The 26,298-nt window shown below is 69.8% G+C and carries 23 protein-coding genes, 3 tRNA genes and 4 pseudogenes; 19 read left to right on the plus strand and 11 right to left on the minus strand.

Features of this window, described 5'->3' with window-relative positions:
• The first annotated feature begins 49 nt into the window (after nt 1-49).
• From tadA to ACFWZ5_RS15375, 7 genes are all read left to right on the plus strand, one after another.
• Nucleotides 50-481 carry a tRNA adenosine(34) deaminase TadA gene (gene tadA, locus ACFWZ5_RS15345; RefSeq protein ID WP_384790987.1) on the plus strand — a complete coding sequence of 144 codons (432 nt, stop codon included), beginning with the start codon at nt 50-52 and terminating at the stop codon, nt 479-481.
• Between the two features lie 48 nt (nt 482-529).
• Nucleotides 530-614 (plus strand) — tRNA-Ser (locus ACFWZ5_RS15350).
• 491 nt (nt 615-1,105) lie between these two features.
• A complete protein-coding gene (locus ACFWZ5_RS15355) occupies nt 1,106-1,285 on the plus strand; it encodes a hypothetical protein (protein ID WP_384790857.1) in 180 nt (59 codons plus the stop codon).
• A gap of 8 nt (nt 1,286-1,293) precedes the next feature.
• Nucleotides 1,294-1,587: a Dabb family protein gene (locus ACFWZ5_RS15360; protein WP_384790859.1), complete on the plus strand. Its 294-nt coding sequence runs from the start codon at nt 1,294-1,296 to the stop codon at nt 1,585-1,587.
• 211 nt (nt 1,588-1,798) lie between these two features.
• Nucleotides 1,799-2,626 (plus strand): RNA polymerase sigma factor SigF, encoded by an 828-nt coding sequence (locus tag ACFWZ5_RS15365; protein ID WP_384790862.1) that lies wholly within the window; start codon nt 1,799-1,801, stop codon nt 2,624-2,626.
• A 244-nt stretch (nt 2,627-2,870) separates the two neighbouring features.
• Complete coding sequence (locus tag ACFWZ5_RS15370) at nt 2,871-3,770, plus strand: RNA polymerase sigma factor SigF (RefSeq protein ID WP_384790865.1); 900 nt, start codon at nt 2,871-2,873, stop codon at nt 3,768-3,770.
• Between the two features lie 543 nt (nt 3,771-4,313).
• On the plus strand, nt 4,314-4,556 hold the full coding sequence (locus tag ACFWZ5_RS15375; RefSeq protein ID WP_384790868.1) for a hypothetical protein: 243 nt from the start codon (nt 4,314-4,316) through the stop codon (nt 4,554-4,556).
• Between the two features lie 3 nt (nt 4,557-4,559).
• Here ACFWZ5_RS15375 and ACFWZ5_RS15380 read toward each other — a convergent pair whose 3' ends face one another.
• Entirely contained in the window at nt 4,560-4,760 is a 201-nt protein-coding gene (locus ACFWZ5_RS15380) for a hypothetical protein (protein WP_384790871.1), read from the minus strand.
• Nucleotides 4,761-4,932: 172 nt separating this feature from the next.
• On the opposite strand from ACFWZ5_RS15380, the gene ACFWZ5_RS15385 reads away from it, so the two are divergent.
• Nucleotides 4,933-5,394, plus strand: coding sequence for a MarR family winged helix-turn-helix transcriptional regulator (locus ACFWZ5_RS15385; RefSeq protein ID WP_384790874.1), 462 nt, complete (start codon nt 4,933-4,935; stop codon nt 5,392-5,394).
• A 20-nt stretch (nt 5,395-5,414) separates the two neighbouring features.
• Nucleotides 5,415-7,067, plus strand: a pseudogene (locus ACFWZ5_RS15390) (MDR family MFS transporter); the annotation flags it as partial.
• A gap of 78 nt (nt 7,068-7,145) precedes the next feature.
• On the opposite strand, the gene ACFWZ5_RS15395 reads toward ACFWZ5_RS15390, so the two are convergent.
• The 6 genes from ACFWZ5_RS15395 to ACFWZ5_RS15420 all read right to left on the minus strand — a co-directional run bounded on the left by ACFWZ5_RS15395 (nt 7,146) and on the right by ACFWZ5_RS15420 (nt 13,150).
• Entirely contained in the window at nt 7,146-7,919 is a 774-nt protein-coding gene (locus tag ACFWZ5_RS15395; protein ID WP_384790877.1) for a TetR/AcrR family transcriptional regulator, read from the minus strand.
• A gap of 171 nt (nt 7,920-8,090) precedes the next feature.
• Nucleotides 8,091-9,626 (minus strand): MFS transporter, encoded by a 1,536-nt coding sequence (locus tag ACFWZ5_RS15400; RefSeq protein ID WP_384790880.1) that lies wholly within the window; start codon nt 9,624-9,626, stop codon nt 8,091-8,093.
• Between the two features lie 182 nt (nt 9,627-9,808).
• Nucleotides 9,809-10,561, minus strand: a complete 753-nt coding sequence (locus tag ACFWZ5_RS15405; protein WP_384790883.1) for a response regulator transcription factor — start codon at nt 10,559-10,561, stop codon at nt 9,809-9,811.
• 119 nt (nt 10,562-10,680) lie between these two features.
• On the minus strand, nt 10,681-11,571 hold the full coding sequence (locus ACFWZ5_RS15410) for an amidohydrolase family protein (protein WP_384790990.1): 891 nt from the start codon (nt 11,569-11,571) through the stop codon (nt 10,681-10,683).
• 85 nt (nt 11,572-11,656) lie between these two features.
• Nucleotides 11,657-11,938: an antibiotic biosynthesis monooxygenase family protein gene (locus ACFWZ5_RS15415; protein ID WP_384790886.1), complete on the minus strand. Its 282-nt coding sequence runs from the start codon at nt 11,936-11,938 to the stop codon at nt 11,657-11,659.
• 300 nt (nt 11,939-12,238) lie between these two features.
• Nucleotides 12,239-13,150, minus strand: coding sequence for a DUF2797 domain-containing protein (locus tag ACFWZ5_RS15420; RefSeq protein WP_384790888.1), 912 nt, complete (start codon nt 13,148-13,150; stop codon nt 12,239-12,241).
• A gap of 76 nt (nt 13,151-13,226) precedes the next feature.
• On the opposite strand from ACFWZ5_RS15420, the gene ACFWZ5_RS15425 reads away from it, so the two are divergent.
• A complete protein-coding gene (locus ACFWZ5_RS15425; protein ID WP_384790891.1) occupies nt 13,227-13,805 on the plus strand; it encodes a TetR/AcrR family transcriptional regulator in 579 nt (192 codons plus the stop codon).
• 191 nt (nt 13,806-13,996) lie between these two features.
• Nucleotides 13,997-14,779 (plus strand): oxidoreductase, encoded by a 783-nt coding sequence (locus tag ACFWZ5_RS15430; protein WP_384790894.1) that lies wholly within the window; start codon nt 13,997-13,999, stop codon nt 14,777-14,779.
• Between the two features lie 839 nt (nt 14,780-15,618).
• Here the strand turns inward: ACFWZ5_RS15430 and ACFWZ5_RS15435 are convergent.
• Entirely contained in the window at nt 15,619-15,963 is a 345-nt protein-coding gene (locus ACFWZ5_RS15435; protein WP_384790897.1) for a peptidase inhibitor family I36 protein, read from the minus strand.
• A 574-nt stretch (nt 15,964-16,537) separates the two neighbouring features.
• Here ACFWZ5_RS15435 and ACFWZ5_RS15440 point away from each other — a divergent pair.
• Both ACFWZ5_RS15440 and ACFWZ5_RS15445 read left to right on the plus strand, forming a co-directional pair.
• On the plus strand, nt 16,538-16,807 hold the full coding sequence (locus ACFWZ5_RS15440) for a hypothetical protein (RefSeq protein WP_384790900.1): 270 nt from the start codon (nt 16,538-16,540) through the stop codon (nt 16,805-16,807).
• A gap of 470 nt (nt 16,808-17,277) precedes the next feature.
• Nucleotides 17,278-17,810, plus strand: a pseudogene (locus ACFWZ5_RS15445) (NUDIX hydrolase).
• Here the strand turns inward: ACFWZ5_RS15445 and ACFWZ5_RS15450 are convergent.
• A pseudogene (locus ACFWZ5_RS15450) lies at nt 17,788-18,735 on the minus strand (hypothetical protein); the annotation flags it as partial. The pseudogenes ACFWZ5_RS15445 and ACFWZ5_RS15450 overlap by 23 nt on opposite strands.
• Between ACFWZ5_RS15450 and ACFWZ5_RS15455 the strand changes: the two are divergent.
• The 4 genes and pseudogenes from ACFWZ5_RS15455 to ACFWZ5_RS15470 form a co-directional block, all read left to right on the plus strand.
• Nucleotides 18,727-19,128 (plus strand): annotated as a pseudogene (locus tag ACFWZ5_RS15455) (replication initiator); the annotation flags it as partial. The pseudogenes ACFWZ5_RS15450 and ACFWZ5_RS15455 sit on opposite strands and share 9 nt — an antisense overlap.
• A complete protein-coding gene (locus ACFWZ5_RS15460; protein WP_384790903.1) occupies nt 19,125-19,307 on the plus strand; it encodes a helix-turn-helix domain-containing protein in 183 nt (60 codons plus the stop codon). The pseudogene ACFWZ5_RS15455 and the gene ACFWZ5_RS15460, both read left to right, overlap by 4 nt.
• Nucleotides 19,307-19,612, plus strand: coding sequence for a hypothetical protein (locus tag ACFWZ5_RS15465; RefSeq protein ID WP_384790999.1), 306 nt, complete (start codon nt 19,307-19,309; stop codon nt 19,610-19,612). The genes ACFWZ5_RS15460 and ACFWZ5_RS15465 overlap by 1 nt, the downstream gene beginning before the upstream one ends.
• Nucleotides 19,525-20,085 (plus strand): site-specific integrase, encoded by a 561-nt coding sequence (locus tag ACFWZ5_RS15470; RefSeq protein WP_384790993.1) that lies wholly within the window; start codon nt 19,525-19,527, stop codon nt 20,083-20,085. Before ACFWZ5_RS15465 ends, ACFWZ5_RS15470 begins: the two co-directional genes overlap by 88 nt.
• A gap of 101 nt (nt 20,086-20,186) precedes the next feature.
• Here the strand turns inward: ACFWZ5_RS15470 and ACFWZ5_RS15475 are convergent.
• Together ACFWZ5_RS15475 and ACFWZ5_RS15480 are read right to left on the minus strand one after the other, a co-directional pair.
• Nucleotides 20,187-20,259 (minus strand) — tRNA-Arg (locus ACFWZ5_RS15475).
• Nucleotides 20,260-20,469: 210 nt separating this feature from the next.
• Nucleotides 20,470-20,560, minus strand: a tRNA-Ser gene (locus ACFWZ5_RS15480).
• Nucleotides 20,561-20,773: 213 nt separating this feature from the next.
• On the opposite strand from ACFWZ5_RS15480, the gene ACFWZ5_RS15485 reads away from it, so the two are divergent.
• Both ACFWZ5_RS15485 and ACFWZ5_RS15490 read left to right on the plus strand, forming a co-directional pair.
• Complete coding sequence (locus ACFWZ5_RS15485; RefSeq protein WP_384790906.1) at nt 20,774-21,214, plus strand: SSI family serine proteinase inhibitor; 441 nt, start codon at nt 20,774-20,776, stop codon at nt 21,212-21,214.
• Between the two features lie 260 nt (nt 21,215-21,474).
• Nucleotides 21,475-26,205 (plus strand): PAS domain-containing protein, encoded by a 4,731-nt coding sequence (locus ACFWZ5_RS15490; RefSeq protein WP_384790909.1) that lies wholly within the window; start codon nt 21,475-21,477, stop codon nt 26,203-26,205.
• Nucleotides 26,206-26,298: the final 93 nt, after the last annotated feature.

Here is a 26,298-nt window from a genome sequence, read left to right on the forward strand (position 1 = left end):
CTGTGTGACACATCTCCCAGATCCGGTACGAGACCGCTGGCGGGCGTCGATGCGGATCGCCCTGGACGAGGCCGAACAGGCCGTCCAGGGCGGCGACGTGCCCGTCGGCGCCGTCGTGCTGTCCGCGGACGGCGAGACGGTGCTCGCCACCGGGCACAACGAGCGCGAGGCGAACGGCGACCCGACCGCGCACGCCGAGGTCCTCGCGCTGCGCAGGGCCGCCGCCAAGCTCGGCTCGTGGCGGCTTCCCGGCTGTACCCTCGTCGTCACGCTCGAACCGTGCGTGATGTGCGCGGGCGCGCTGCAGCAGGCCCGCGTGGACCGCGTCGTCTACGGCGCCCGCGACGAGAAGGCGGGCGCCGCGGGCTCCCTGTGGGACCTCGTGCGCGACCGGCGGCTCAACCACCGGCCCGAAGTGATCGAGGGCGTCCTCGCCGACGACTGCGCGCGGCTCCTCACGGACTTCTTCCGCGGCAGGTGACCGAAACGGATTTCAGAGCACGGCCCACCTTGGGCTAGGATCTCTCTCGGTAGCGTGTCCGAGCGGCCGAAGGAGCTCGCCTCGAAAGCGAGTGTGGCGCAAGTCACCGAGGGTTCAAATCCCTCCGCTACCGCTCTTGATCGAAGGGCCCCGTCCATCAGGACGGGGCCCTTCGTGCGTACGGGCGCTGATGCGCGTACGCGTACGGCTCTTCTCCGCGTACGGGAAAGGCCCCGGCGCCGCCACAGCGCCGGGGCCTTCTCCCGATGGGCCGGGGGAAGCGGCAATCGGGGGGACAAGCCGCTTCCCCCGATGAGGACCGGCGCTCCCAAGTCGGCGCCGCCGTCAGGGGGAAGTCTGACGGCGCCGACCCCGCAGTGGAGTCCAGTCCCTGGCCCGCGGATTCCTGCCAGATCCTCGCGGGCTCACCGTCCATCCTGCTCCTCACCGAAGCGCGAACAGGCAGTCCAAGGGCCTGGGAGCATGGGTCATTGGTCCTTAAAAACCAGGTGAGTTAGCGCCGCGTTAGACTCGCCCGGCACAGGCGGCACAAGGAAAACGCGCGGAATCACGGGGTGCGGGGATGAGCGGGCAGGGGACGAGCGGGCAAGGGGAGGCCACATCGTGAAAGACCCGAAGAAGATCGTTCTTTTCGTCGTTGTGGTGTTCGTCCTCTACGTGATCATCACTGATCCGGCCAAGGCCGCCGACTACGTCCAGGTAGGGTTCGAGGGAATCTCGGACGCCGCCAAGGCCATCGGCGACTTCATGACCTGGGTCGCCAACGGCGGCAAGGACGACTAGGAGCGCCTGTGATCCGCCATCTGGTCCTCTTCAAGCTGAACGACGGCGTCGAGCGGGACGACCCGCGCGTCGTCGCCGGCGTGAAGGCCTTCGAGGAGCTCGGCGGGATCGTCCCCGAGCTCACGTTCTGGGAGTGCGCCTGGAACATCTCGGAGCGGCCCATCGCGTACGACTACGCCATCAACTCCGCCGTCGCCGACCCCGCCGCCCTCCAGCGCTATCTGGACCACCCCGCCCATCAGGCCGGCGTCGCCCTGTGGCGCGAGTTCGCCACGTGGGTGGTCGCCGACTACGAGTTCTGACCCGCGGGCCGCTTCGCGTAGATCCGCAGCGGAGATCCGCAGAGGTCCTGGCAGCCCCGCACCTTGGTGGTGCGGGGCTGCTTTGTGCTGTTCACCCCGAGTTGATGTTCAACACGTAGTTATCAGGTGCTTGCACACAGTGCACATGTCTTGTGATGCTATGACCGCTTTTGACGGATGAGTTGACCGAGTCGACCGAGTCGAACAAGGGGTGGCGTTGACCGTGCCGGCCAGTTCTGCGCCTGAAGCGCCGCCCGTGAAGGCGCCCGCGAGCACCCGTGGTGCCGATACGCGGGCGCTCACGCAGGTGCTGTTCGCCCAACTCAAGGGGCTCACGCCCGGTACGCCGGAGCACACGCGGGTGCGTGGCGCGCTCATCGAGGCCAACCTGCCCCTCGTGCGGTACGCGGCCGCGCGCTTCCGCGGCCGCAGCGAGCCGATGGAGGACGTCGTCCAGGTCGGGACCATCGGCCTGATCAACGCGATCGACCGGTTCGACCCGGACCGGGGCGTGCAGTTCCCCACCTTCGCCATGCCGACCGTCGTCGGCGAGATCAAGCGGTACTTCCGCGACAACGTGCGCACGGTCCACGTACCGCGGCGCCTGCACGAACTGTGGGTGCAGGTCACCGGGGCGACGGAGGATCTGACCACGTCCTTCGGCCGGTCCCCCACCACCGCCGAGATCGCCGAGCGGCTGCGGATCACCGAGGACGAGGTCCTCGCGTGCATCGAGGCCGGGCGCTCGTACCACGCGACCTCCCTGGAGGCCGCCCAGGAGGGCGACGGGCTCCCCGGCCTCCTGGACCGGCTCGGGTACGAGGACCCCGCCCTGGACGGCGTGGAGCACCGCGATCTGGTGCGGCACCTGCTCGTGCAGCTGCCCGAGCGCGAGCAGCGGATTCTGCTCCTTCGGTACTACAGCAACCTGACCCAGTCTCAGATCAGTGCGGAATTGGGTGTTTCCCAGATGCATGTGTCGCGGTTGCTGGCCAGAAGCTTCGCGCGGCTGCGATCCGCAAACCGGATCGAGGCGTAACCGTATCGAGCGAACTGGCGTTCCGGGCGTTCCCGACGAACTCCGGTACGAAGAAGGCTCAGACCCCCTCTTTCCTGCGCGGACGTCACTCTCACTTGTCGACAAGTCACTACAGCGTGTTGCCGACATGTGACATTCTGCTGGAACCGCGTTTGCCGCAGCTCCGCCTCCGGTATTCAGGTGGAGGCTGCGTTCCTCCGACGGGAGCGGCAGCCGCGACCGTCCGCGACCTCAAGGGGGTGGCATGTCCGCAGACCAGGGCAGCTCAAAGGTGCTCACGCTCACGCTCGACGACAGCGAGGGCGGGACCGCGCCCGACGCGCTTCACGCCTCCGACAGCGGGGCCGATGTCGGTGCCGACGCCGTCGCCACGGCTCCGGAGGCCATCGACACCCGCACCCTGTCCCGCTCCCTCTTCCTGCGGCTCGCCGCGCTCGACCAGGACAGCCCCGAGCGCGTCTACGTCAGAGACACGCTGATCGAGCTGAACCTGCCGCTGGTGCGGTACGCGGCGGCGCGCTTCCGCAGCCGGAACGAGCCGATGGAGGACATCGTCCAGGTCGGGACCATCGGGCTCATCAAGGCCATTGACCGGTTCGACTGCGAACGGGGCGTGGAGTTCCCCACGTTCGCGATGCCGACCGTGGTCGGGGAGATCAAGCGGTTCTTCCGGGACACGAGTTGGTCGGTGCGGGTGCCCCGGCGGCTGCAGGAGCTGCGGCTCGCGCTCACCAAGGCGAGCGATGACCTCGCGCAGCGGTTGGACCGGTCGCCGACCGTTCCGGAGCTGGCCGCCGTCCTCGGGGTGTCCGAGGAGGACGTGGTCGACGGTCTCGCCGTGGGCAACGCGTACACGGCGTCCTCGCTGGACTCGCCCGCCCCGGAGGACGACGGGGGCGAGGGGTCGCTCGCGGACCGGCTCGGGTACGAGGACTCCGCCCTGGAGGGCGTGGAGTACCGGGAGTCCCTGAAGCCGCTGCTCGCGAAGCTGCCGCCCCGCGAGCGGCGGATCATCATGCTGCGGTTCTTCGCGAACATGACGCAGTCGCAGATCGGGGAGGAGGTCGGGATCTCCCAGATGCATGTGTCCCGGCTGCTGACCCGGACTCTGGCTCAGCTTCGGGAAGGGCTCATCGCCGACTGAGGCTCGGCCGAGCGCCTCCGGTTCGTACGCGTCCGCGGCCCGGCGGGGGTTCCTAATTGACAGGGTGTCAGCCACACTTGCGCGATGCGTCGTCGGGTGTGGTTGGCTGCGTCGGTCGTTGTTCTGGGTGCCGGTGGGTTCGCCGTCGCCTGTGGTGGTGGTACGGGCTCTGAGGGGTACGTCGCCGTCGGTGCCGCCGGCGGTGACGGGGGGCGTAAGGCCGTTGCGCCCAGCGGGGACGTGAAGTTCGTTCCGCTGGAGCGGGAAGGGCGGCGAAAGCCTGGGGGTGCCCCCGTTCCCCGTCACAGTGCCAGTAAGTCGCCTGGCGGAGAGGCCAGTTCGCGGGCACCGGAGGGTGGGACCGGCTCGCGTCCGGTCGGCGGGACGCCGTCCGCGCGGGAGAGCGTGGCGCCCTCAAGGCCCCCGGCCAGGACCACGCCCCCGGCCGCCAGCCCCAGTACGCCGGAGCGGCCCCGCCGTCCCGCTCGCCTCCGGGTGGGGGAACCCCTGCGGGAGGCGGGGGAACGGCGGTGGTGTGAGGTCGTGACCCTGGTCTTCCGCAACACCGGGGAGTTGCCCGTGCGTTCGGGGACCGTGCGGTTCGGGTCGCACGTCATCGGGGCGCTCGGGGTCGACTGGGGGACCGTGAAGTCCGCCGTCGACCTGCCCGTGCCCCTTGAGGGTGGGCGGACGGTCAAGAAGACTTGGCCGGTTTGCGTTGAATCCTGGCGTGTTCCCTGGGGGATGCACGTCGAGACGCGCGACGTGGACGTGGAGTGGAAGTAGGGGTTACTTCAGCGCGAGCCAGGCCACGGCCGCGACGATCACCACTGCCGCGACCACGCCCAGGATGAGGCCGATGCGCGGGCCCGCGGGCGCCGCCTGCTGCCGGGCCCGGCCCTGCGGGGCCTCGTCCACGAACGCACGGAACATCTGCGTGGAGCCTGCGGGGTCGTGCTGGCCCTGGGGGTTCTGGGGGTTGTGTGCCATGGAGCAGGACCCTAGCGAATCCGGGGTGCTCCCCCCAACCCCCCTCTGACCGGCAGTTTTACGGAAGTGGGCAGAGGGCTTTGCCAGGGTTTTAGCTCGTCTCGCCAGTTTTCGTTTGCCTGTGGCAACCAACGACTTTTATCGTTGCCCTAAGCAACGAAAGTGAGGTGCCGTGGCCGCGCATCGACAGTACGAGGAGCTGGCCCGTCAGCTCAGTGCCATCGGCGCCGTCAAGCGCGGACTCGCACGCAGCCTCCCCTACGACTGCCCCGCGGGCTCGGCGGCCGTGCTCACGCTGCTCGGCCGGTACGGCGAGATGCGCATGGGCCGGCTCGCGGAGCTCCTCGCCGTCGACATGTCGGTGACCAGTCGGCACGTGGCCCACGTGGCCGATCGGGGCTGGATCGAGCGCTCCCCCGACCCCGCCGACCGACGCTCGCGCATCCTGCGCCTCACCGCTGCCGGCGAACGGCAGCTGGAGGTGCTGTCCGACACCACCACGCGACTGCTCGCCGAGCGGCTGAGCCACTGGTCCGACGACGAGGTCGGACAGCTGAACGCGCTCATGGCGAAGCTCCGCGACAGCTTCGGCGACTGCCGGTCCACGGCCCCCACCACCCGTACACCCGCGTAAGAACCAGGAAAAGGAACCCCATGGCAACATCCACACCGTCCGGTGTGCGGGGCAGCCATGCCAAGCACGGAGACCACCACGACAGTGGTGGCCCCATGACGCACCGTCAGATCATGGAGGCCCTCTCCGGTCTGCTGCTCGGCATGTTCGTCGCGATCCTGTCGTCGACGATCGTCTCCAACGCCCTGCCCGAAATCATCGGCGACCTCGGCGGCGGACAGTCCGCGTACACGTGGGTCGTCACTGCCGCGCTGTTGTCGATGACGGCCAGTACGCCCCTGTGGGGCAAGCTGTCCGACCTGTTCAGCAAGAAGGCGCTCGTTCAGATCGCCCTGGTCATCTATGTCCTCGGCTCTGTCGTCGCCGGGTTCTCGCAGAGCGCCGGGATGCTCATCGCCTGCCGTGTGGTGCAGGGCGTGGGTGTCGGCGGGCTCTCCGCGCTCGCGCAGATCGTCATGGCCGCGATGATCTCGCCGCGCGAGCGCGGGCGTTACTCCGGCTACCTCGGCGCCACCTTCGCCGTCGCCACCGTCGGCGGGCCGCTGCTCGGCGGCGTCATCACCGACACCTCGTGGCTCGGCTGGCGCTGGTGCTTCTACGTGGGCGTGCCGTTCGCGGTCATCGCCCTGATCGTGCTGCAGAAGACCCTGCGCCTGCCCGTCGTGAAGCGCGAGGTGAAGGTCGACTGGGGCGGTGCCTTCTTCATCACCGCCGCCGTGTCCCTGCTGCTCATCTGGATCACCTTCGCGGGCAGCGGCAGCGGCAAGAAGTACGAGTGGCTGTCCTGGCAGACGTACACCATGGTCGGCGGGGCGGTCCTGCTCGGGCTGCTGTTCCTGTTCGTGGAGTCGCGGGCCAGCGAGCCGATCATTCCGCTGCGGCTCTTCCGGAACCCGACCATCACGCTCGCCTCGATCGCCTCGCTGTTCGTGGGCGTCGCGATGTTCACCGGCACCGTCTTCTTCAGCCAGTACTTCCAGCTGGCGCGCGGCAAGTCGCCGACGATGTCCGGCGTCATGACCATCCCGATGATCGCCGGGCTCTTCGTCTCGTCCACCGTCTCCGGGCAGCTGATCACCAAGACCGGGAAGTGGAAGGGGTGGTTGGTGAGCGGCGGTGTGCTGCTCACGGCCGGTCTCGGGCTCCTCGGGACCATGCGGTACGACACCGCCTACTGGCACATCGCGCTCTACATGGCCCTGATGGGGCTCGGCATCGGCATGATGATGCAGAACCTCGTGCTGTGCACGCAGAACCAGGTCGCCCCCGAGGACATCGGCGCCGCCAGCTCCGTGGTGACCTTCTTCCGGTCGCTGGGTGGTGCCATGGGCGTGTCCGCCCTCGGCGCCGTGATGTCCACGCGCATCACCGACTACGTCAAGGACGGGCTCGTCGACCTCGGGCCCAAGGGCGCCGCCTTCGGGCACGGCGGCACCGGGGGCGGCGGCATCCCGGACCTGGACAAGCTGCCCGCGCCGTTCCGGACCGTCATGGAGAGCGCGTACGGGCACGGGATCGCCGACGTCTTCCTCATCGCGGCGCCCATCGCCTTCCTCGCCTTCGTCATCACGCTGTTCATCAAGGAGGTGCCGCTGCGGACCTCGGGGGCGCTTGCTCAGGCGGCCGAGTCGTCCGCGGCCTCGGACAGCTCCGGCACGGCCACCACACCGAAGGCGTAGCGCAGTCGCCCGGCCCGGTGATGATCCGGGCCGGGAGCGGCGGGAGTGGTGTCAGGAGGCGGCGGGAGTGGTTCAGGAGCGGGGCAGCAGGCCCTCGATGCCCGCGGTCAGGAGGTCGAGGGCCGTCGTGAAGTCCCGCTCCCACATCTCGACGACCGTCTCCTCCTCGCGGGACTCCATCAGGTCCTTCGCGCCGCGGATCGTCTCGTTGCCGGCCAGCTCCTCCTGGACCGTGCCGAGCGCATGCTTGAAGTACTCCTCCATCGTCAGGCCCGCCGCCGCGCACCGCGCGATGAAGTGGCCCTCCATGGTCCCGTAGCCGTACACGAACTGGAACACCGCGGCGATCGCGCCGTTGCGCTGGTGCGCGGGGAGCCCGGTGTTCCGCACGGCCTGCTGGACCGCGAGGGAGTACGCGAGCCAGTTCGGGCCGATGTTCAGGAACTGGCCGATCAGCGGGGACACCCAGGGGTGGCGGACCAGGACCCCGCGGTACTCGGTGGCCAGCGCGCGCAGCTGCTCGCGCCACGCGGACGGGTCGGTCTCGGTGTCGGGGAGGCGCACCTCGGCGCACACCGCGTCCAGGGCGAGCTCCAGGAGGTCGTCCTTGGTGTCCACGTACCAGTACACGGACATCGCCGTGACCTTCAGCTCCGCGGCGAGGCGGCGCATCGAGAACTTGGCGAGGCCCTCCGCGTCCAGGAGCCGGACCGTCGCCCGGGTGATGCTCTCCCGGTCCAGGCCCGACGGCTGGTCCCCCTTGCGACCCGAGCCGCGCGGTGCCCGGCCTTCCAGCCAGACACTCGCCCGCGCCGGTTCCTTCGCGCGGTCGGCTGCCTTCACCATGGCGCACCTTCCTGGTACTGGTCCTGGTTCTGGTCCTGTCCCGGCGGGTCCGGTCGGGGCCGGGGTTCCGGTCGGGCCTGGGCGGGTCCGGTCGGGCCTGGGCGGGTCCTGTCGGGTCCCGTCGGGTCCGGGGGCGGGTGACCGGAATGGTCCGGTCACCCACCTTCGATGCTATGCGGACACCTTCTCCGCGGAGCCCGCCGCGTGCTGGTCAGAGTCTGCCCTCTCCGCTCGCCACAGCAACGCCGCCGCCAGCGCGCCGCCCGCGAACACCGCCGCGGCGCCCACCAGCTGACTGGTCTCCAGGCCCGACGAGAACGCGTCGGCGATGCGGTCCCGCTCGCCGTCGGAGCCCGCCGCCGCCATCGCCGCGGGGAAGGACGCCGCGGACACCGAGACCAGCGCCGCGAAGCGGGAGTTGAGGACCGCGCCGAGCACGGCCACGCCGAGGCCGTTGCCGAACTCCGCGAGCGTGCCGTTGACGCCCGCGCCGACGCCCGCCTTCTCCGGCGGGATCGCGCCCATGATGGCGTTCGCCATCGCGGGCATCGCGAACGAGATGCCCGCGCCCATGGCGATCAGGCCGACGAGCATGCCCGTGTAGTCGTGGCCGCCGAACACCGCGATCACGGCGAGGCCCGCCGCCATCATGCTCATGCCCGTCATGATCGTCCCGGGCGTGCCCAGCTTGGCGTACACGCGCGCGCCGACGCCCGCGAGGTTCAGGACGACCACGCTGACCGCGAGCGGCGCCGTGCGCAGACCCGCCTCGAGGGGCTCGTACCCGAGCACGAACTGCAGGTGCTGGGTGAGCAGGAACAGCGAGCCGCCCATGCCGAACGCGACCAGGATCGCGCCCGTCACCGCGCCCACGAACCGCTTGTTCCGGAAGAAGTGCATGTCCAGCATCGGGTACGGGACCCGCAGCTCCCACAGCGCGAACGCCGCGAGCACGACCACGCCGACGGTCGCGGAGACCAGGACGTGCGACGACGTCCAGCCGTGCTCGGGGCCCGAGATGATCGCGTACACGACCGAGCTCATGCCGATGGTCGAGAGCACCGCGCCGAGCAGGTCCGGGCGGTCGCCCTGGGGGTTCTTGGACTCGGGGACCATCCTGACCACGGCGACGATACCGAGCAGCGCCACCGGGATGTTGATCAGGAAGATCGAGCCCCACCAGAAGTGGTTCAGCATGAAGCCGCCGAGCAGCGGACCCGCGGCGAAGCCGAGGGAGTTGACGGTGGCCCACAGGCCGATCGCCTTGACCCGCTCGGTGTCGTCGAAGATCTGCACGACGACGGCAAGGGTGGTGGTCATCAGGAGCGCGCCGCCGACGCCCATGCCCGCGCGGGCGGCGATGAGCTGCGTCGAGCTCTGCGCGAGACCCGCGCAGAGCGAGCCGATGCCGAACAGGGCGAGGCCCGCGGTCAGCATCTTCTTGCGGCCGTAGCGGTCCGCCGAGCTGCCCGCGGTGAGCAGCAGGCCCGACTGCACGAGCGAGTACGCGTTGATCATCCACTGGATGTCCGCGGACGACGCGTCGAGTTCACGGGTGAGCGAGGGGATCGCGACGCTCAGGACGGTGTTGTCGAGCAGCACGGTGAGCTGGGCGAGGCAGATGACGCCCAGGATCAGCCAGCGCTGCGGATGGCGGTCGCCGGGTCCGGCGACCGCCTCGGGGTTCTCGGCGGTGGTCGCCGTCATAGGGGCTCCTTCTCTGGTACGTCGCTACTCGCGAGTCGCTTCTACGGTGTACGTCAGTGAGGCGACGTACACCGTAGAGGAATCGCCTTACGGCGTACAAGAGAATTCGGAGCCGTAGTTCAACGGGCTACTTCTTCGGCTGGGTCAGGCCGAGGAGGGCGGGCCGGCGGCGCCCCTCCCGCTCACGCCGCCCGCGGCGCCAGCGCCGGTTTGATCAGGTAGCCGGCGCCGCGCCGCGTGTGGATCATCGGCTCCCTCCCGGCGTCGATCTTCCTGCGCAGATACGAGATGTAGAGCTCGACGACGTTGGCCTGCCCCCCGAAGTCGTAGCTCCACACGCGGTCGAGGATCTGCGCCTTGCTGAGCACGCGCTTCGGATTGCGCATGAGATAGCGGAGCAGCTCGAACTCGGTGGCGGTGAGATGGATCGAATCCCCGCCGCGCGTCACCTCGTGGCTGTCCTCGTCGAGCGTCAGGTCCCCGACGGCGAGCACCGACTCGCTGCGCCGGCCCGCGGCCCCCGCCCGCCGGATGAGCCCGCGCAGCCGCGCGACGACCTCCTCCAGGCTGAACGGCTTCGTCACGTAGTCGTCGCCGCCCGCCGTGAGCCCCGCGATGCGGTCCTCGACGGCGTCCTTCGCCGTCAGGAAGAGCACCGGCACCTCCGGCAGCTCCCGCCGAAGCCGCCCCAGCAGGGAGAGGCCGTCCATGTCGGGCAGCTTCATGTCGAGCACGACGGCGTCGGGCCTGAAGCTCCGCACGGCCTGCACGGCCCCCGCGCCGTCACCGGCGCTGCGGATCTCCCAGCCCTCGTACCGCAGCGCCATCGAGAGCAGCTCGGTGAGCGACACCTCGTCGTCCACCACGAGCACACGGACGGGGCTCCCGTCCGCCCTGAGCAGTTCGGTACGCCCCTGGGGCGAGGTCGTGGTCATGCCCTCAGCGTGGGCGGCGGCGGTGAGAAGGGGCTTGCGGCCACCTGTGAATTCCCTGAGAAAACCCGCCGCCCCACCTGTATCTCCCCCGTGCCCTCCGTGCCCCCCGTTCCCGCTGGTCAGGCCACGCCGAACAGCCGCGCCCCGTTCCCGTGGCACACCGCCCGCAGCCACTCGTCCCCGAGGCCGAGCCGCTCCAGGGCCTGCAGCTGGTGCAGATAGCCGTAGGGGATGTTCGGGAAGTCCGTGCCGAGCAGGATGCGGTCGCCGAGGTCCGCGAGCCGCCCGAGCTCGTCCCGCGGGAACGGCGCGATGCGCTCGGTGAAGTCCGTGAACGCCATCGTCGTGTCGAGCCGCACCTCCTCGTACCGGTCCGCCAGGTCCAGGAAGTCCGCGTACTCGAACATCCCCATGTGCGCCACGACGAGCCGCAGCCGCGGGTGCCGCGCGAGCAGCCGCCTCACCGGCTCGGGCCCGGTGTGCTTCCCGGGCGCCGGGCCGGACCCGCAGTGCATGACCACCGGAATCCCCGCCTCGGCGAGCAGCCCCCACGCCGGGTCGAGCAGCACGTCGGCCGGGTCGTACGCCCCCACCTGCACATGCGCCTTGAACACCCGCGCCCCGCACTCGACCGCGTCCCGCACATAGCGCTCGACGCCCGGCTCCGGGAACAGCGTCGACGTGTGCAGACAGTCCGGTGTCCGCGCCGCGAAGTCCGCCGCCCAGCCGTTGAGCCACTCCGCCATGCCCGCCTTGTGCGGGTACAGCATCGACGTGAAGGCCCGCACCCCGAACCCCCGCAGCACGGCGATCCTTCGCTCCTCGTCGTGCCGGTACGTGATGGGCCACTCCACGCCCGTCATCGGACCGACCGCGTCGAAGTACTCCCACACCTTCACCAGGACGCGCTCCGGCATGAAGTGCGTGTGGACGTCGACGAGCCCCGGAAGCCCGAGCCGCCCCCAGAACGCGACGACCTCCGCGGTCTCCTCCTCCCCGCCGTCGCCCATGCCATCGCCGATGCCATCGCCGATGTCATCTCTTACGCCGTCCCTCGCGCCGTCCCCCATGTCATCCCGTATCCCGTCCCGCCCCTCACTCATGTCCGTAGCTCCGCTCGACCTTGCCCACGTGCACGACGTACCGCTCGAACCACTCCTCGCGCCCCCGCTTCCGCGCCTCCCGGTGCTCCGGGTCGTCCCGCCACGCCTTGATCGCCTCCAGGTCGCGGAAGTACGCGACGGTGATGCCGAGCCCGCCGGGCGTCGCCGCCGAGTCCGCCCCCAGGAACCCGGGCACGTCCGCGACCAGCTCCTCCATGCGCTCGGCCGTCTCGCCGTATCCCTGGTCCCCCTCCGTACGGAGTGCGCTGAACACGACGGAGTAGTACGGGGGTTGGAAGGGACCCACGGGCCCGACGGGTCCTGCGGATTCCACGGGCCCTGCGGGTCGGGACGCCTCGGCTGTCCGATCAGCTGTCCGATTTCTCATGGCCCCCACACTCACCGCCCCGCTGATCCCGTGTCCACAACGAGAGGGCCTCCTTGTCCAACGGGCAGACACTTTTGACCTTCCGGTCAGCTACCGGTCGCCACCGGCCCGCCGCCGGACCATCACCGGACCGCCGCCCCACCGCCGCCCCAAGACTCACCAGCCCAGGACTCACCCCCCTCCTCCTCAGAACAATCCGCCCTGCACCGCGGGTATCTCCCGCACCGGAACCGTCACCCCCGCCGCCCCCTCCCTCAGGACCTGGCCGCCCGACGTCTCCTCCCCCAACGCCTCGAGCCGCCACCCGCCGAGCAACCTGCCGTCCACCACAAGCCCCCCGCCCACATGCAGATCCGGTCCCGCGGCCCCCGCCAGCGTCCCCGCGACGACCCCGCCGTCCGTCAGCTCGCCCACCACGCCCGTCACACCTCCGGCCGCCGCTATCCCGTCGAGCCCGAACCACCCCGCGTGGTCCACGACTTCGCACGGCAGCCGCTCCAGCGACTCGGGCCACCCGGCGAGCCCGACCGCCTTCCGGTGCACGTCCGCCACCTCCCTCGCCCGCGCCTCCGCTCCGGGCAGCCGCGCCCGCAGGGCCCGCTTCTCCGCGTACGGAACGCGGTCGGGCACGCCGAGCGCGGTGCGCAGCAGCTCCTCGGTCCTGCGCGCCGCCATCAGCGGCCCGCGCCCGAGCCAGCTGAACGCCATCGCCCCCTGCTCCAGGAGCCGGGCGCCACCCCGCGCGACGCCCGTGATGCCGACCTTCACCCGGCCGGGGCCGAACCACGCCACGTACACGTGATACGGCCGTGGGTCGTCGGCGAAGGTGTCGGCCGCGACCGAGTGCGCCCGGTCCATCCGCGCGCACTCCTCGCACTGCGCGCGCGTGGCCCGCCCCGCCACGCCCGCGCCTCTCGGACACGGCGTCCACCGGCCGCCGCGCCACACCCCGAGACAGCGCCGCCCGCCCCGCGCCCGGAAGGCGAGCGCGGTGCCGTAGACCAGCGGGCTCTCCCGCGGCCCCCGCTCCGGCGCGTACCAGCAAAGGACAGGCCTGCCCTCCGCGTGCCACCGCACCCCCGTGCACCACCACGTCATGGAAAAAAGCATGGCGCACGCCACTGACAATCCAGTTCTTGACCTACAAGTCCAGAATGCTGTTAGGCTGCTCCGCATGGGAAGGCCCAAGCAGTTCGATCCGGAGACCGCCGTGGCACAGGCGATGGAGGTCTTCTGGCGCAAGGGGTACGCGAGCACGACGCCGCAGGACCTCGTCGACGCGCTCGGCATCGGAAAGGGCAGCTTGTACAACGCCTTCGGCAGCAAGAACGCCCTGTTCCAGCGGGCGCTGTGCCGCTACCGCGACGGCCAGGCCCAGTACCTCATCGACCTCCTCGACCGCGAGGGCCCGGCCAAGGAGCGACTGCGCTCCGCGCTCGAACTCCTCGTGGACATGGACCTCGCGGACCCGGACCGGCGCGGCTGCATGGCCGTGAACACGGCGGCCGAGCTCGCGCACGCGGACAAGGCCGCGGGCGACGTGGTGCGCGCGATGTTCACGCGCACCGAAGGCGCCTTCCGCGAACTGATCGAGCAGGGCAAGCGCGCGGGCGAGATCGCGCGGGACCGCGACGCCGCGGACATCGGCAGCCTGCTCCTCAGTACGGTCATCGGCCTGCGCCTGACCGCGCGGGTCGCGGACGACCGGGACCGCATGCACCGCACGATCAGAGCGGTCATCGACCTGCTCTGACCCCACGCCACCCGTCACCCACGAACCCCCCGCACCACCGCCACCCCCTTCCCTGACCCACCCGTACCCACATTCTGTACCTCCAGGTCAAATACCACCCGCCCCAACGCCCCACCGGCCCCACCGACCCCAGCAACCCGCCACACCCCACGAACCAGAACCAGAACCAGAACCAGAGGAGCGAACGCCCCATGAACCTCAACCTCACCGGCAAGACCGCCGTCGTCACGGGCGCCAGCCGCGGCATAGGCCTCGCGACCGTCCGCGCGCTCGTCGCCGAGGGCGTCCGCGTCGTCGGCGCCGCCCGCACGATCACCCCGGAGCTGAAGGAGTCCGGCGCGCTGCCGTACGCCGTGGACCTCGGCACCCCGGAGGGCCCCGCCGAGCTCATCGCGTACGCGGTCGCCGAACTCGGCGGCGTCGACCTCCTCGTCAACAACGTCGGCGCGGGCGACGACACCCGCATCGGCGGCTTCCTCACCGTCGACGACGCGGACTGGCAGGCCGTCCTCGAGCTCAACCTCTTCAGCGCGGTCCGCGCGAGCCGTGCCGCGCTGCCGAGCCTGACCGAGCGGCGGGGCTCGATCGTGAACGTGTCCTCGGTCAACTCCCGCCTGCCCGGCGCGGGCCCCATCGCCTACAGCACCGCCAAGGCCGCGCTCACGGCCTTCGGCAAGGCCCTCTCGGAGGAGTTCGGCCCCCAGGGCGTACGGGTCAACACCGTCTCACCGGGCGTCGTGCGGACCGCGATCTGGGAGGACCCCGACGGCTTCGGCGGCACGGTGGCCGCGGCCCACGGCACCGAACACGCCGCGTTCCTGGAACAGCTCCCGCAGTCCTTCGGCATCACATCGGGCCGCATCACGGAGCCCGACGAGGTCGCGGCCCTGATCACGTTCCTGCTCTCGGACGTCGCGGGCAACATCACGGGCGCGGACCACGTGATCGACGGCGGCACCCTGAAGACCGTGTAACCCACAGCAAGAAGCCCCGGGCGCAATGCCCGGGGCTTCTCTTCATGTGCACTCGGCAGGATTCGAACCTGCAACCTTCTGATCCGTAGGATCGGGCAGCTTGTTGAGCCGGAACTCCGGACTCTTCATAGCTGATCGCTAACAGCAGTGATCAATGGTCTAGGTGTGCCGTGCTTGCCGTCAGCGTTGCCGCAACCTCCACCGGGCCGATTACCATCTCAGCCTTGGGGCTTCATACATCCCAACAGATTTGTCAGTGCCGCAGTGGCTGACACGCCTGTCGCAGAAGAGTCTTCTTCCCAAGAGCCCGTTCAGCCCTCCAACGCCAGCCACGCCTGGACGGCGCTGCCGCTGGTCATAGATTGGAACAGCATACGGAGACCAAGGCTAGCGCCACCCTCGCCATCACCGATGTAGCGCTTTACAACGTCGTGAAGGATGTGGCTGCCCCTTCCACGTGGTTAATCTTGAGTTAAATACTCCGTGCGGCCGTCGCAGCGGGGGGAGTGGGCCGTGCGCCAGCATAGTGATATGCCCCCTTGAAGACGAAGGAAGAACCAACTGTAGGCGATACCCACGCCGCGCCCCTGATCACGCTCACTCAGGACACTGAAGCCCTCGTTGCAGAAATCTCCAGATAAGGGCGGGCCAACGCCAGGGTCGCCCAAAGTGAGCACGCATGACCCAGTTGCACTCTTCACCATCGCGCCTACAAACTCAGCAAACGCTAAGCTTTTGATGAATTCCCTACAGCCAGCTAAAGGAACATGTCGCCCCAAAGCCCAGCATCCTTCCACCCAGAGGGGTGGAAGGAGGGTACTCCGCTCCAGAACCTTTGACTATCGATAGCTCCTGACCCAGAATTCGGTATGCGCCTTGCTCTTGCCCGGCGATATACCCTTGTTCAACCCTACACAGTTGTACCCCTCAAAGTAATACACCCGTGCGGACGTCCTATTCTTGATCGAACCGGCCTTGAAGGGAAGAGTAACGCAGCGGCCTATTTTCCCGGATCCGGACCTCCCCTTGTAATCGGTTTTTGCCCAGAAGCAGAAATGCTTTCTAGCGCACCTGGAACTCACCTCCCCCTCGGCCCCTGCGGGCGCAGCCACGAGGAGCGCCCCCATGCATGAAGCAGCAAGGATCGCACCTATGGATCGTACCGTTCGCGTTGTTGGACTCATAGGGAATGGATACCACGGCAAATGAGATCCGGGCGCTCACACCATGCGAGAATGGCTGGAAATAGCCGCTCACGCAAGTCAAATTAGGAGTTCCCGGTCGGAAACACCAAGAGGTTTCCATCAGCTCCAGTATGCACCCTTCAGCGGCATAGCAAGCATGGCGGCCTTACTGAGCTTGAAAAGGTTCTGGATGGTGCGTCATGGATGGCGAGAACGGAAGAGAATCCAGTCTTCCGAGAGGGGAGAGCGGCTACGATTCAGGCATGACAGAGAGCAGGCGGCGCAGACCGACGAAGGACAAGAAGAGTTGAAGTACAGCAGGGGAACGAAACCCGCAGACGCGACAGGCACGTTCCCCTAAGTCCTCATTGAAGCCTCTACTCAAGCTGATCTCCGATGTCGCCAAGGGGGACAGTCGATCATGTCAACAGACCACCCCTAGGACCCTACGGTTCGCTTCGACGCAGAGATCCTCGTTCGCGGCGCCAACAGCGTGAAGGTCGTCCGGGTACTCCTAGAGTATGAATACCGGGAGCGCGCCGTTGGCGTAGTTCGCCAAGCGTTCGAACTTCTGGTGAACATGAAGTACTTGGCCAAACAGGACCACCATAAGGATGCAGCGTTGCTCTTCGCACGGTTCGGCCTGCTCCAGATGACCTTGGCCCAGATCCGACGACTGTCGCACGAGAAAGAGAAGGGCCGATCGGCCCGACGAAAACCTGTTGCCGAAGCTTTAGCAGCACTTGGCACAGGACTTCACATAATTCTGCGCGAACACGAAGGACGACTCGGTGAAGTGGGTGTCGAGCTGGTGCCGCAAGACGACAGCCCAGCTAGCAGATGAATCCAACGATCCAATTCGCCCTCACCACTACAATATCCTGTATGGGGTGTGGTCTCAGGAAGCTCACGCCGCTCCTGACGCCCTTATCTCGAACATGTTTCGAGATCTTGAGTACGGGTGGTTTGAACGGACTGCTACCGAGAACGAGGGCCGGAGTCGTGACGCCGACATGTTTACCCTCATATTCTTCCTGGTGCTGTGGACACAGCCCCCAAATGTGAACAAGTCTCCTAATTAGATGCATGGTCGACTTCAGGAGCTGAGCACCATGAGTGGAGGGCCGGATCTGCCTCCCCGCCCGTCGCAATGATCCAGTCAGTTCCGTCGTTCATCACACCCTAGTTAGGCCCAAACATCCACAGCGGGTCAGCGTACAAACATCTCATCAAGTCGACACGAATAGGGCCATCTTTGTTATCGCTTCCGGAGCGGTCTGAGATCCTGGAGACCGGCCAAGAGGGGCCGCAAGTATGGAGTGGAAGACCCATGGCGAGCGACAGGTCTATACCAACAAGTGGGTGAATCTGTGTCTGGTCGACGTCCAGCAGCCTGACGGGCGCAGGTGGGAGTACCACGTCGTTCGCCTCCGGCACCTGGCCGTGGCTGCCGTAGTCAATGATCGACAAGAGGTCCTGATGATGTGGCGGCACCGCTTCATCACTGACTCGTGGGCCTGGGAGCTCCCGATGGGCCTGTTGGAGGAAGACGAGACGCCCGAACAGGCGGCGGCTCGTGAGGTGTTGGAGGAGACGGGTTCCGCCCTGGCTCTATCAAGCCTCTGATCTACGCTGAGCCCGCGAACGGGATCACCGACTCGCAGCACCACGTCTTCCGTGTAGAGGGCGCAACCTACGCCGGACCGCCCACGGAGAAGAACGAGTCCGACCGCTTCGAGTGGATTTCCCTCTCGGAGGTGCGGGGCATGATCGACCGCCGGGAGATCCTGAGCAGCGGATCGCTCGTCGGTCTGCTCTACCTGCTCATGGATGAAGCGATCCGCTGACTGGCGGCAGGAGCGCCCGTAGTCTCACCTCGAAGGCCAGGGCTACGGGCTCATCCCTGTGCGGCGGGGCCAACTCGTCGTAGAACTCCCTGAGGTGGCCTGAAACTCGCTCGGACGCCACCGCCGATGCAGGCTCCAATACCTGCGTGGCGGTCTGGCATGCCTGATCCAGCTTGCCCTGGTCCAACGTGCGCGCCAACCAGAATGAGTGGAACGCGCGACCGCGGTGGTTGGCGCGGTCCTCTCGCCTCAGAGCTTCCGTGATCAAGGATTCAGCCATCGCGGCCTCGCCCAAGCAGCCGTGAGCGATGCCCGTGTCCACTATGTGCTTCGGCTCATCGAAGTAGGTCACCCACGAGGGGTCGGGGTCGGCTGCCTGGATCTGCTCGAAGTGGCGGTGCACGCCGCCGATCGCCCAGTGGGTCGAGTCCCTGTTGCCGAGGGTGGTGTGCGCGAAGGCTTCCCGCATGGACAGCATCGCCAGGACACGGGGCGTCGTTCCGAGTGCCGATCGAGCCTGGTCCTGGGCCGCGCTCACGAACGCCAAGGAGTCCGCAGGCTTGTCCTTGTAGGTCGCCTGCAGGCTCATGCAAGCCAGGACGTTGGCCATGAACTGACGGTCGTCGATCTCCTTGGCCAAGTTGCAGGGCCTCGGTGAAGTACGCGCGTGCCTGGCTGTACTGGCGGGCGTCGGAGTAGGTCCAGCCGGTGAGGCGCGCCAGCTCGGCCGCGACTCCGTACAGGCCGTACTGGACGGCGGTCGGCTCTCTTTCAGAAGCCCGACCACGTATCGGAGCTGGCCGGCGATGGCTGGCCTCAGGGCCTCACCGCCGTGTTGGTCGTCACGGCGCCAGTAGTCCTCGATGGATGACTGGAACGCTTCAAGGGTGGCCGCGCCGAGGCTCGTGCGGGTAGCCAACGCCAACCGATCAAGGCCCTGCCGGTACAGCAGCACGTCCGCCAGATGATCCGTACTGCCTGGGCCCTGGGCCACCTGCCGGAGCTCGCCCACCTCAAGCTCTGGAAGTGGGCGCACATGCTCGGCTTCCGCGGCCACTTCTCGACCAAGTCCCGCGCCTACTCCACCACCCTCGGCGCGCTCCGGGACGTACGCCGTGCCTGGCGCCTCGCCCAGGCACAAGCCGCCCGTGCCCGCGCTGGTCTCCCCATCGCTGAGGAGAGCGCCCTCGTGACCGCCTCCTCTTGGACGTACCTCAGCAGCGGCTACCGCCCCGGTGAAGAACTGCTCGCCGCCCAAGTCCGCCACGACATCGCCCACACCCAACGGATCAAGCAGGAAGGGCTGGTGCCCGCATGACGTCGGCCGTGCTCACCGTGGACCAAGTCGCCGAGCACCTCGGCATCAGCCGCTGGAAGGTTCACGACCTGATCCGCTCCCGCGAACTGGCCTCTTTCAAGATCGGCCGCTGCCGACGCATCAGTGAGGCGGCCGTGCACGACTACATATCCCTCCGCACCGAACAGGACGCTGCCTGATGGCCAAGCCGAAGAAGAACGCCAACAACGAGGGCACCATCTACCAGCGCAAGGACGGCCGCTGGGAGGGCAGCGCATACGTGCTGACGACGGATGGCACGTACAAGCGGCGCAGCGTCTACGGCAAGACCTGGGACTCCTGGCGGCGGCCCGGGACAACCGGCTGTGGGCCGCGTACGAACTGGCGGTCCGCATCGGCCTCCGGCGGGGTGAGCTGCTGGGGCTGCGCTGGTCGGACGTGGATCTTCACGAAGGCGTCCTCACCGTCCGGCAGGCTCTTCAGCGGGTCGGCGGGGAGCTGCTGATCGTCGCGCCCAAGACGCAGCGCTCGGCCCGGCGTGTGGCGCTGCCGCCCGAGTGCGTGACGGCGCTCCGCGCTCAGCGGGCCCAGCAGATCGCCGACCGGAAGGCCGCGGGCACGAGCTGGAAGGGGACGGGGCACGGCCTCGTCTTCACCACCAAGAACGGCACCCCCATCGAGCCGCGCAACCTGAATCGGTCCTTCGAGGCCCTGTGCACCCGCGCCGGAGTCCGTCGAGTCCGCTTCCATGACCTGCGCCACACCTGCGCCTCGCTCCTCCACGAGCAGGGCGCCGACGCTCGAATGATCATGGAGGTACTCGGCCACAGCTCCATCCGCGTGACCATGGACATCTACACGTTCGTCCGGCTGGACTCCCAGCGGTCCGCCTTCGACCGCGTCGGGGAGGCCCTGAGAGGCGACGGCAACGACCCGGATGGCGACGACGGCGCGGCGGGCGCCCCCGTGACCGTCTGATCGGACCCCGTCCGTCCGGAAAGGCCGTTGCCGTCAATCACTGCCGTCACGGCAAAAGCCAGAGGCCCTATGGATCTCTCCACAGGGCCTCTGGTCTGCTGTGCACTCGGCAGGATTCGAACCTGCAACCTTCTGATCCGTAGTCAGATGCTCTATCCGTTAAGCTACGAGTGCTTGTTGTGTTTTCCGTCTCGCTCCCGGTCCTTTCGGCCCGCTCGCGGCGACAGGAAGAACATTACATGACTGCCGCCGCCATGTGAAATCCATTGGCCACACCCCTTGTGACCTGCGAAAACTCCGATGAGGGGCGCCCTCGGGGACGTCAGGTGGCTCAGGAACCACTGAAGCCCCGGTCCAATGGACCGGGGCTTCAGCGATCAAGTGCGGAGGCGGAGGGATTTGAACCCTCGATGGGCTTTAAGGCCCAAACCGCATTAGCAGTGCGGCGCCATAGACCGGACTAGGCGACGCCTCCAACCTGACACCCACGCGAGCGCGGGTGTGCGTGCCGATGATGACACAGCCAGGGGGCACGTCACCAATCGCTTTCCACGGTACTAGTCCGGCGGCCTCCAGGGCAAAGCGCGGTGCGGGGCCGCAACGTCGCGCGTACGGCCGCGTTAGAGGCGGTAGGCGCCGGTGCTGCCCGTCGGCGCGAGCCGGAATCACGCACCCCAGGGGAGACCCCATGAAATCCACCGCCCAGCGCCGCCTCTTCCTCACCGCCGCCGTCGCCGCGCTGACCGCGCTGCCCGCCGCCGCGCACGCCTGCCCCCTGGAGCGGGTCGACCACCGCGCCACGGGGGACCGTCTGACGATCACCGTCGCCCACACGGACTCGGGCGCCGACGGCACGTACGAACTGCGCTGCGGCTCGGAGGGCAGCACGCACCCTTCGCCCCGTGACGCCTGCGAACGTCTGGACCAGCTCGCGGCGAACGGCGAGGACCCGTTCGCCCCGGTGCCGGCCGGCACCATGTGCACACAGGTCCACGGCGGCGACGCCACCGCCCACGTCACCGGCACCTGGCAGGGGCGGCACGTCGACGGCTCCTTCAAACGCACCGACGGGTGCGAGATTTCGCGCTGGAACGCCATGGGGAAGGTGCTCTCCTTCGGCGGCGCGTGACCGCGGGAGCGCGACGCGACCCGCGCGCGGGGGGCCTGTTGTGGGGCGCGCGCCTCATGTGTGTCCTATGCCCCTGGACTGACCAGGCACGACGGCGTGCACTACGGAAGGCTCACAGCTTCTGCGTGCGACCTCCCTCGCATCCGGCGTCGCGCCCGCAACCACTCCCCGTAGACTCCCTCCCGTGACACGCCGCGAGCCGAGGGGCAAGATGGCTCAGGCGGTCGGCAAGGTGCGGTAATCAGGGAGGAAGCGTCGTCGTGAGCAGCAGGCCATCCCGAGGCGCTGCTCGCCTCGCAGCCATACTCGACGCGCTCCCCGACGCGCTGGTGCTCGTCAACGCCAACGGGACCGTCGTGAACGCGAACGCCATCGCGCTCGAGGCCTTCGAGGCGCCCGGCACCGCGCTGGTGGGGCGCGGACTGCTCGATCTGCTGCCGGAGTTCGACTCGCGGCTGATCCCCGGCTCCATGCGCCGACCGGACAGCACGGACGAACGCGGACGTACCAAGCCGAAGCGGATGATCGCGCGCCGCACGGACGGCACCGAGTTCCCGGTCGAGGTCACCAGCTCCAGCCTGGAGGACAGCCGGCACGCCTACGACGAGCGGTACGGGCACAGCGGCTACGGCGGCTACAGCGGCGACGAGATGCTGATGATCGTCGTCCGTGACCTGTCGGGGGCGCTCAACACCGAGGCCGAGCTGGCGCGTTCGCAGCGGCAGACCGAGATGATCCTGCGGGCCGCCGCGGAGGGCGTCGTCGGCACGGACACCGACGGCCGCGTCGTCCTCGTCAACCCGGCCGCGGCCCAGATACTCGGCTTCCGCGCGAGCGACCTGGGCGGCCAGGAACTGCACCCCCTGGTGCTGCACTCGCGCGCCGACGGCGAGCCCTTCCCCTACGAGGAGTCGCCGCTGTCGGACACGCTGCGCTCCGGGCGCAAGCACCGCGTCCGCGGGCAGGTCCTGTGGGCCAAGAGCGGCGAGAAGGTCGCGGTCGACCTGACGACCGCCCCTGTGCGCGACGGCGACCAGCTCGTCGGCGCCGTCATGACCTTCACCGACCGGCGGCCCTACGACACGCTCGCCGCGAAGTACGAGGCGGCGCTCGCGGAGCACGCCGAGGAGCTGCGGACCGCCGCCGAGCGCCGCGAGGAGGAACTCGCCGCCGAGCAGGAGCGCTACGCGGCGCTCGCCGAGCGCGAGAAGGACCGCCACGAAGCCCTCGCCGAGCGCGAGCAGGAGCGCTACGACACGCTGGCCGCGCGGCACGAGCAGCTCGTCGCGGTCCTCGACCAGTCGCTGCGCGGGCCGCTCGACGAGCTGCGCCGCGAGCTTGCCGCCCTCGCCGCCGACGACGCGGGCCAGCTGTGGCCCGAGGCGAACCAGGTCCTGCACCACCTGTCGGCCGGGTACGCGCGCATGACGACGCTCGTCGACAACGTGCTCGGCTTCCAGCGCCTCGAAGCGGGCGCCGAACAGCTCTCCCGTACGCGGGCGCCGCTCGACGCCGTCGTCGCCGCCGGTGTCGACGGAGCCGTCGAGCTGATCGGTCCCGGCCGGGCGCAGTTCGCCGTGCACGCGCCGCCGATCGAGGTCGAGGTGGACGCCCGGCGGCTCGCCACGGCCCTCGCGCACCTGATCGCCGACGTCGCCGGAATCGACGCCACCGGCAACACGCGCGCGGGAGTGGTGGTTTCGGACGGTTCCGGCGGTTCCGGTACCGCGGGCGGGTACGTCGACTCGACCATCGTGGTCGCCGCGGCCCAGCGCGGCGACGTCGTCCGCATCGAGGTGCGCGGCCCGTACGCCGGGGGAGACCCGGTGCACGAGCCGGTCGTCCGGGGCATCGTGCACGCGCACGGCGGCGTACTGCAGACGCACGAGGTGCCGGGGATGAGCGGCAGTGCGTACGTGCTTGAGGTGCCCGTCGGTGAGGGGGGCGGCGCGGGTTCCGGTACTGGTGCTGGCACTGGTGCGGGGGCGGCGGTCTCTGCGGTCTCTGCGGTCTCTGCGGTCTCTTCTGAGAGCACGGGTACGGCGGGTACCGGTACCGGTACCGGTGTTCAGGTGCCCGAGCAGGCTTCGGGAGCTGCGGGGGGCGGGCGTCGGCGGGCGCGGCGTTCCTCGGTGGACTCCTTCCTGGAGAGCGGTGTTCCCGGCGACGCGTCTTCCGGTGACACCGGGGGTGCGGGTTCCGCTGACGCCACGGCGGGCGGCACCACGGGCGGTACCGGGCGACGCAGGCGCCGCGCCGTGGGCGAGGGCGTGGGCGTGCCGGACGCCCTGGGTGCGGGTGCTCCGGGTGCGAGTGCTCCGGGTACGGGCGCTCCGGGTGCGAGTGCTCCGGGTACGGGCGCTCCGGGCGCCGGAGGGCCTGGGGTCGAGGTCCCCGGGGGCGGGGCTTCTTCCGGGGGTACGTCCGGTGGCGCGTCGACGGGTACGGGCCGCCGTCGTGGGCGGCCGAGCCCCGCTGAGGGTGCCGTGGTGACCGCGGCCGAGCACGCGGCCGGGTCGGCTGCTCTCGGCGAGACAGTGCCGCCTCAGGGAGTGCCGCCGCAGGGGGCCGGGGGTCCGTCAGGGGCCGCTGTGCCGTCGGGGCGGCGCGCGCGGCGTACGGGCGAGCAGCAGGCGCTGGCGTTGCCTTCGGGGACGGGCGGTTCGGGTGCCGCGGACGGTGCCCCCGTGCCGGGTCAGGCCGGGCCGGGTGACGGTGCGGAAGCGCCGCGTCCCGGTGGTCGTCGTGCGCGGCGGGCGCTGGCCGCCGCCCGGGAGCGGGCCGCGGCGGAAGAGGCTTCCAACGGGCGGGTGTTCGCGCTGCCTCCGGCCGAGGCCGACCGTGATGGGGGCAGCGGTACGCAGGACGGTGCCGAGCAGGTGGGCGCGCCCCAGGGAGGGGCCGCGCAGCCGGGCACGGTGCAGGCGGATGCAGCGGGTGCAGCGGGTGCGGTGCACGTGGGTGCAGCCGGTGCCTCGGGTGCAGCCGGTGCCGCGCAGGCGGGCGTGGTGCCTGTGGGTGCGGCGCAGGGCGGCCGGCCCCCGCAGCCGGGTGCCGCACCTGGGGGTGCCCCGCACGGCGGTGCCGTGCCGGTGGAGCCCGCGCAGGTCGGTGGCTCCGTGAACGTTCCCGCAGGGGTGCAGGCGGGGCTTCAGGGCCCGGTCCGTGGGGACCTCCGTGGGGGCGTCCCCACGCAGGGCTCTGGGCCCGCCCGTGCCCAGAGCGTCCCCGCCGGTGCCCGCAGCGGCATGCCCGCGGCCGCCCAGGGCGGCGCACCGGCCGTGCCCCCGATGCCCGCGACGGCCCCCGGCGGGCTGCCCGTCGGGCAGGACGACACCGGGCAGCACGCCGTCGCACCGCAGGACCCGGCCGACGACCACACCCCGCCCCAGCCGCACCCGGCCCAGGCCCCGATGCCGTCCCCGGGGCTGCCCGCCCAGGCGCCCCCGATGCCCGAGCCGTCGCAGGCGCCCCCGGCCGCACAGCCGCAGGCGCCGACCGGGCGTCGCCGTGCGCGCCAAGCACCCGCACCGGCGCCCGCGGCAAGCGACCCGCGCGGCCCACGCGACCCGATGGCGGGAACAACCCCTCCCCAGGGGACACCGGTTCAGAACACGCCTCCCGGCGGCACCCCCGCCACCGGCGTACCCCCGCAGGGCGCCCCGCACGCCGGACCCACGCCCGCCCAGGGTGTCCCGTCACCCGCGCGCGGCACGGCGCTGCCGCCGGAACGTGATCCACGCGTGCGTGCCGCCCAGCCACTGCCCGCCGAGGCCGCGCCCGTCGACCCGAACTCGACGCAGGGGCGCGCGATCAGCGTACGGACGCTGGGACAGGGCGTGCCGTTCGGACGCCAGGCACAGGAGCAGGCGCAGGCCGCCTCGCCGCAGCAGGCGCAGTCCGCGTCGCCCCAGCAGGCGCACCCGTTGCCGCAGGCGCAGCAGCCGGACGCCGGGGCGCAGGCCGCGCCCGGGGGCTCCGGCCGCCGCCGCAGGCTGGCCACGCCGCCCGAGCCCGGCACCGAGGAGCGCCCGGACAACGCGGCCCGCCCGCACCCCCAGGCGCAGGCGCAGGCACTGCCCCAGGCCAAGCCGCAGGCTCCGGCACCGGCGCAGTCGCGTCTTTCGCCGACCACCGAGGGCACCGGCCGCGCGTACGCGATCGGCGCCCCGGACGAGAACGCCGCCGAGGGCCCGGAGCCGCTGGACGGCCCCGGCGGCGCCGTCGAGGTCTCGAACCAGCCGCAGCCCCAGCCCATGGACGACGAGCTGCCCCCTGAGCCGCTCGACAACCCACGGCGGCTGCTCGTCTGGCCCGCGCCCGACGTCACCACGCAGCAGGCCCTGAGCGACCGCGGCTACCGGCCCGTCATCGTGCACTCGCGCGAGGAGGTCGACGCGCAGATCGCCGCGTTCCCCGCGGCGCTGTTCGTGGACCCGCTGACCGGTCCGATCACGCGTACGGCGCTGCAGTCGCTGCGCCAGGCCGCCGTCGCCGCCGAGGTGCCCGTGCTCGTCACGGCGGGGCTCGGACAGGCGTCACGCGAGGCCGCGTACGGCGCCGATCCGGCCGTGCTCCTGAAGGCCCTCGCGCCGCGCGACAGCGAGCAGCACCCGCCGCGCGTCCTGCTCATCGAGGAGCACGAGGAGATCGCGCTCGCCCTGACCGCGACCCTGGAGCGGCGCGGCATGCAGGTCGCCCGGGCCGAGAGCGACGCGGACGCGGTGAGCCTCGCCGCGCAGATGCGGCCGAACCTGGTGGTGATGGACCTGCTCCAGGTACGTCGCCGACGCGCCGGAATCATCGACTGGCTGCGCGCCAACGGGCAGCTCAACCGCACGCCGCTCGTCGTCTACACCGCGGCCGTCGACGAGACCGACCTGCCGAAGCTCGCCGCGGGCGAGACCGTGCTCTTCCTCGCGGAGCGGTCCACGAGCGCCGAGGTGCAGGGCCGGATCGTGGACCTGCTGGCGAAGATCGGCACGAACTGACCGGGGATCGGCACGGACCAGCCGGGGGATCGGCACGAAGCAGCCGGGGCGAATCCAGGTGTTCCGGGGCCAGCCCGGTGCCATGATGCACGC

Origin of the sequence: Streptomyces sp. NPDC059003 (genome assembly GCF_042740445.1) — a bacterium.
Lineage (GTDB): Bacteria > Actinomycetota > Actinomycetes > Streptomycetales > Streptomycetaceae > Streptomyces.

Bases quoted from the DNA above. Each gene is read 5' to 3' on its own strand.
- ACFWZ5_RS15435 (WP_384790897.1), bottom strand. From the start codon at position 15,963: ATGAGTCCAACAACGCGAACGGTACGATCCATAGGTGCGATCCTTGCT.
- ACFWZ5_RS15420 (WP_384790888.1), bottom strand. From the start codon at position 13,150: ATGACGTGGTGGTGCACGGGGGTGCGGTGGCACGCGGAGGGCAGGCCT.
- ACFWZ5_RS15465 (WP_384790999.1), top strand. From the start codon at position 19,307: ATGGCCAAGCCGAAGAAGAACGCCAACAACGAGGGCACCATCTACCAG.
- ACFWZ5_RS15460 (WP_384790903.1), top strand. From the start codon at position 19,125: ATGACGTCGGCCGTGCTCACCGTGGACCAAGTCGCCGAGCACCTCGGC.
- ACFWZ5_RS15380 (WP_384790871.1), bottom strand. From the start codon at position 4,760: ATGGCACACAACCCCCAGAACCCCCAGGGCCAGCACGACCCCGCAGGC.
- ACFWZ5_RS15370 (WP_384790865.1), top strand. From the start codon at position 2,871: ATGTCCGCAGACCAGGGCAGCTCAAAGGTGCTCACGCTCACGCTCGAC.
- ACFWZ5_RS15430 (WP_384790894.1), top strand. From the start codon at position 13,997: ATGAACCTCAACCTCACCGGCAAGACCGCCGTCGTCACGGGCGCCAGC.
- tadA (WP_384790987.1), top strand. From the start codon at position 50: ATGCGGATCGCCCTGGACGAGGCCGAACAGGCCGTCCAGGGCGGCGAC.
- ACFWZ5_RS15395 (WP_384790877.1), bottom strand. From the start codon at position 7,919: ATGGTGAAGGCAGCCGACCGCGCGAAGGAACCGGCGCGGGCGAGTGTC.
- ACFWZ5_RS15485 (WP_384790906.1), top strand. From the start codon at position 20,774: ATGAAATCCACCGCCCAGCGCCGCCTCTTCCTCACCGCCGCCGTCGCC.
- ACFWZ5_RS15425 (WP_384790891.1), top strand. From the start codon at position 13,227: ATGGGAAGGCCCAAGCAGTTCGATCCGGAGACCGCCGTGGCACAGGCG.
- ACFWZ5_RS15405 (WP_384790883.1), bottom strand. From the start codon at position 10,561: ATGACCACGACCTCGCCCCAGGGGCGTACCGAACTGCTCAGGGCGGAC.
- ACFWZ5_RS15410 (WP_384790990.1), bottom strand. From the start codon at position 11,571: ATGGGCGACGGCGGGGAGGAGGAGACCGCGGAGGTCGTCGCGTTCTGG.
- ACFWZ5_RS15400 (WP_384790880.1), bottom strand. From the start codon at position 9,626: ATGACGGCGACCACCGCCGAGAACCCCGAGGCGGTCGCCGGACCCGGC.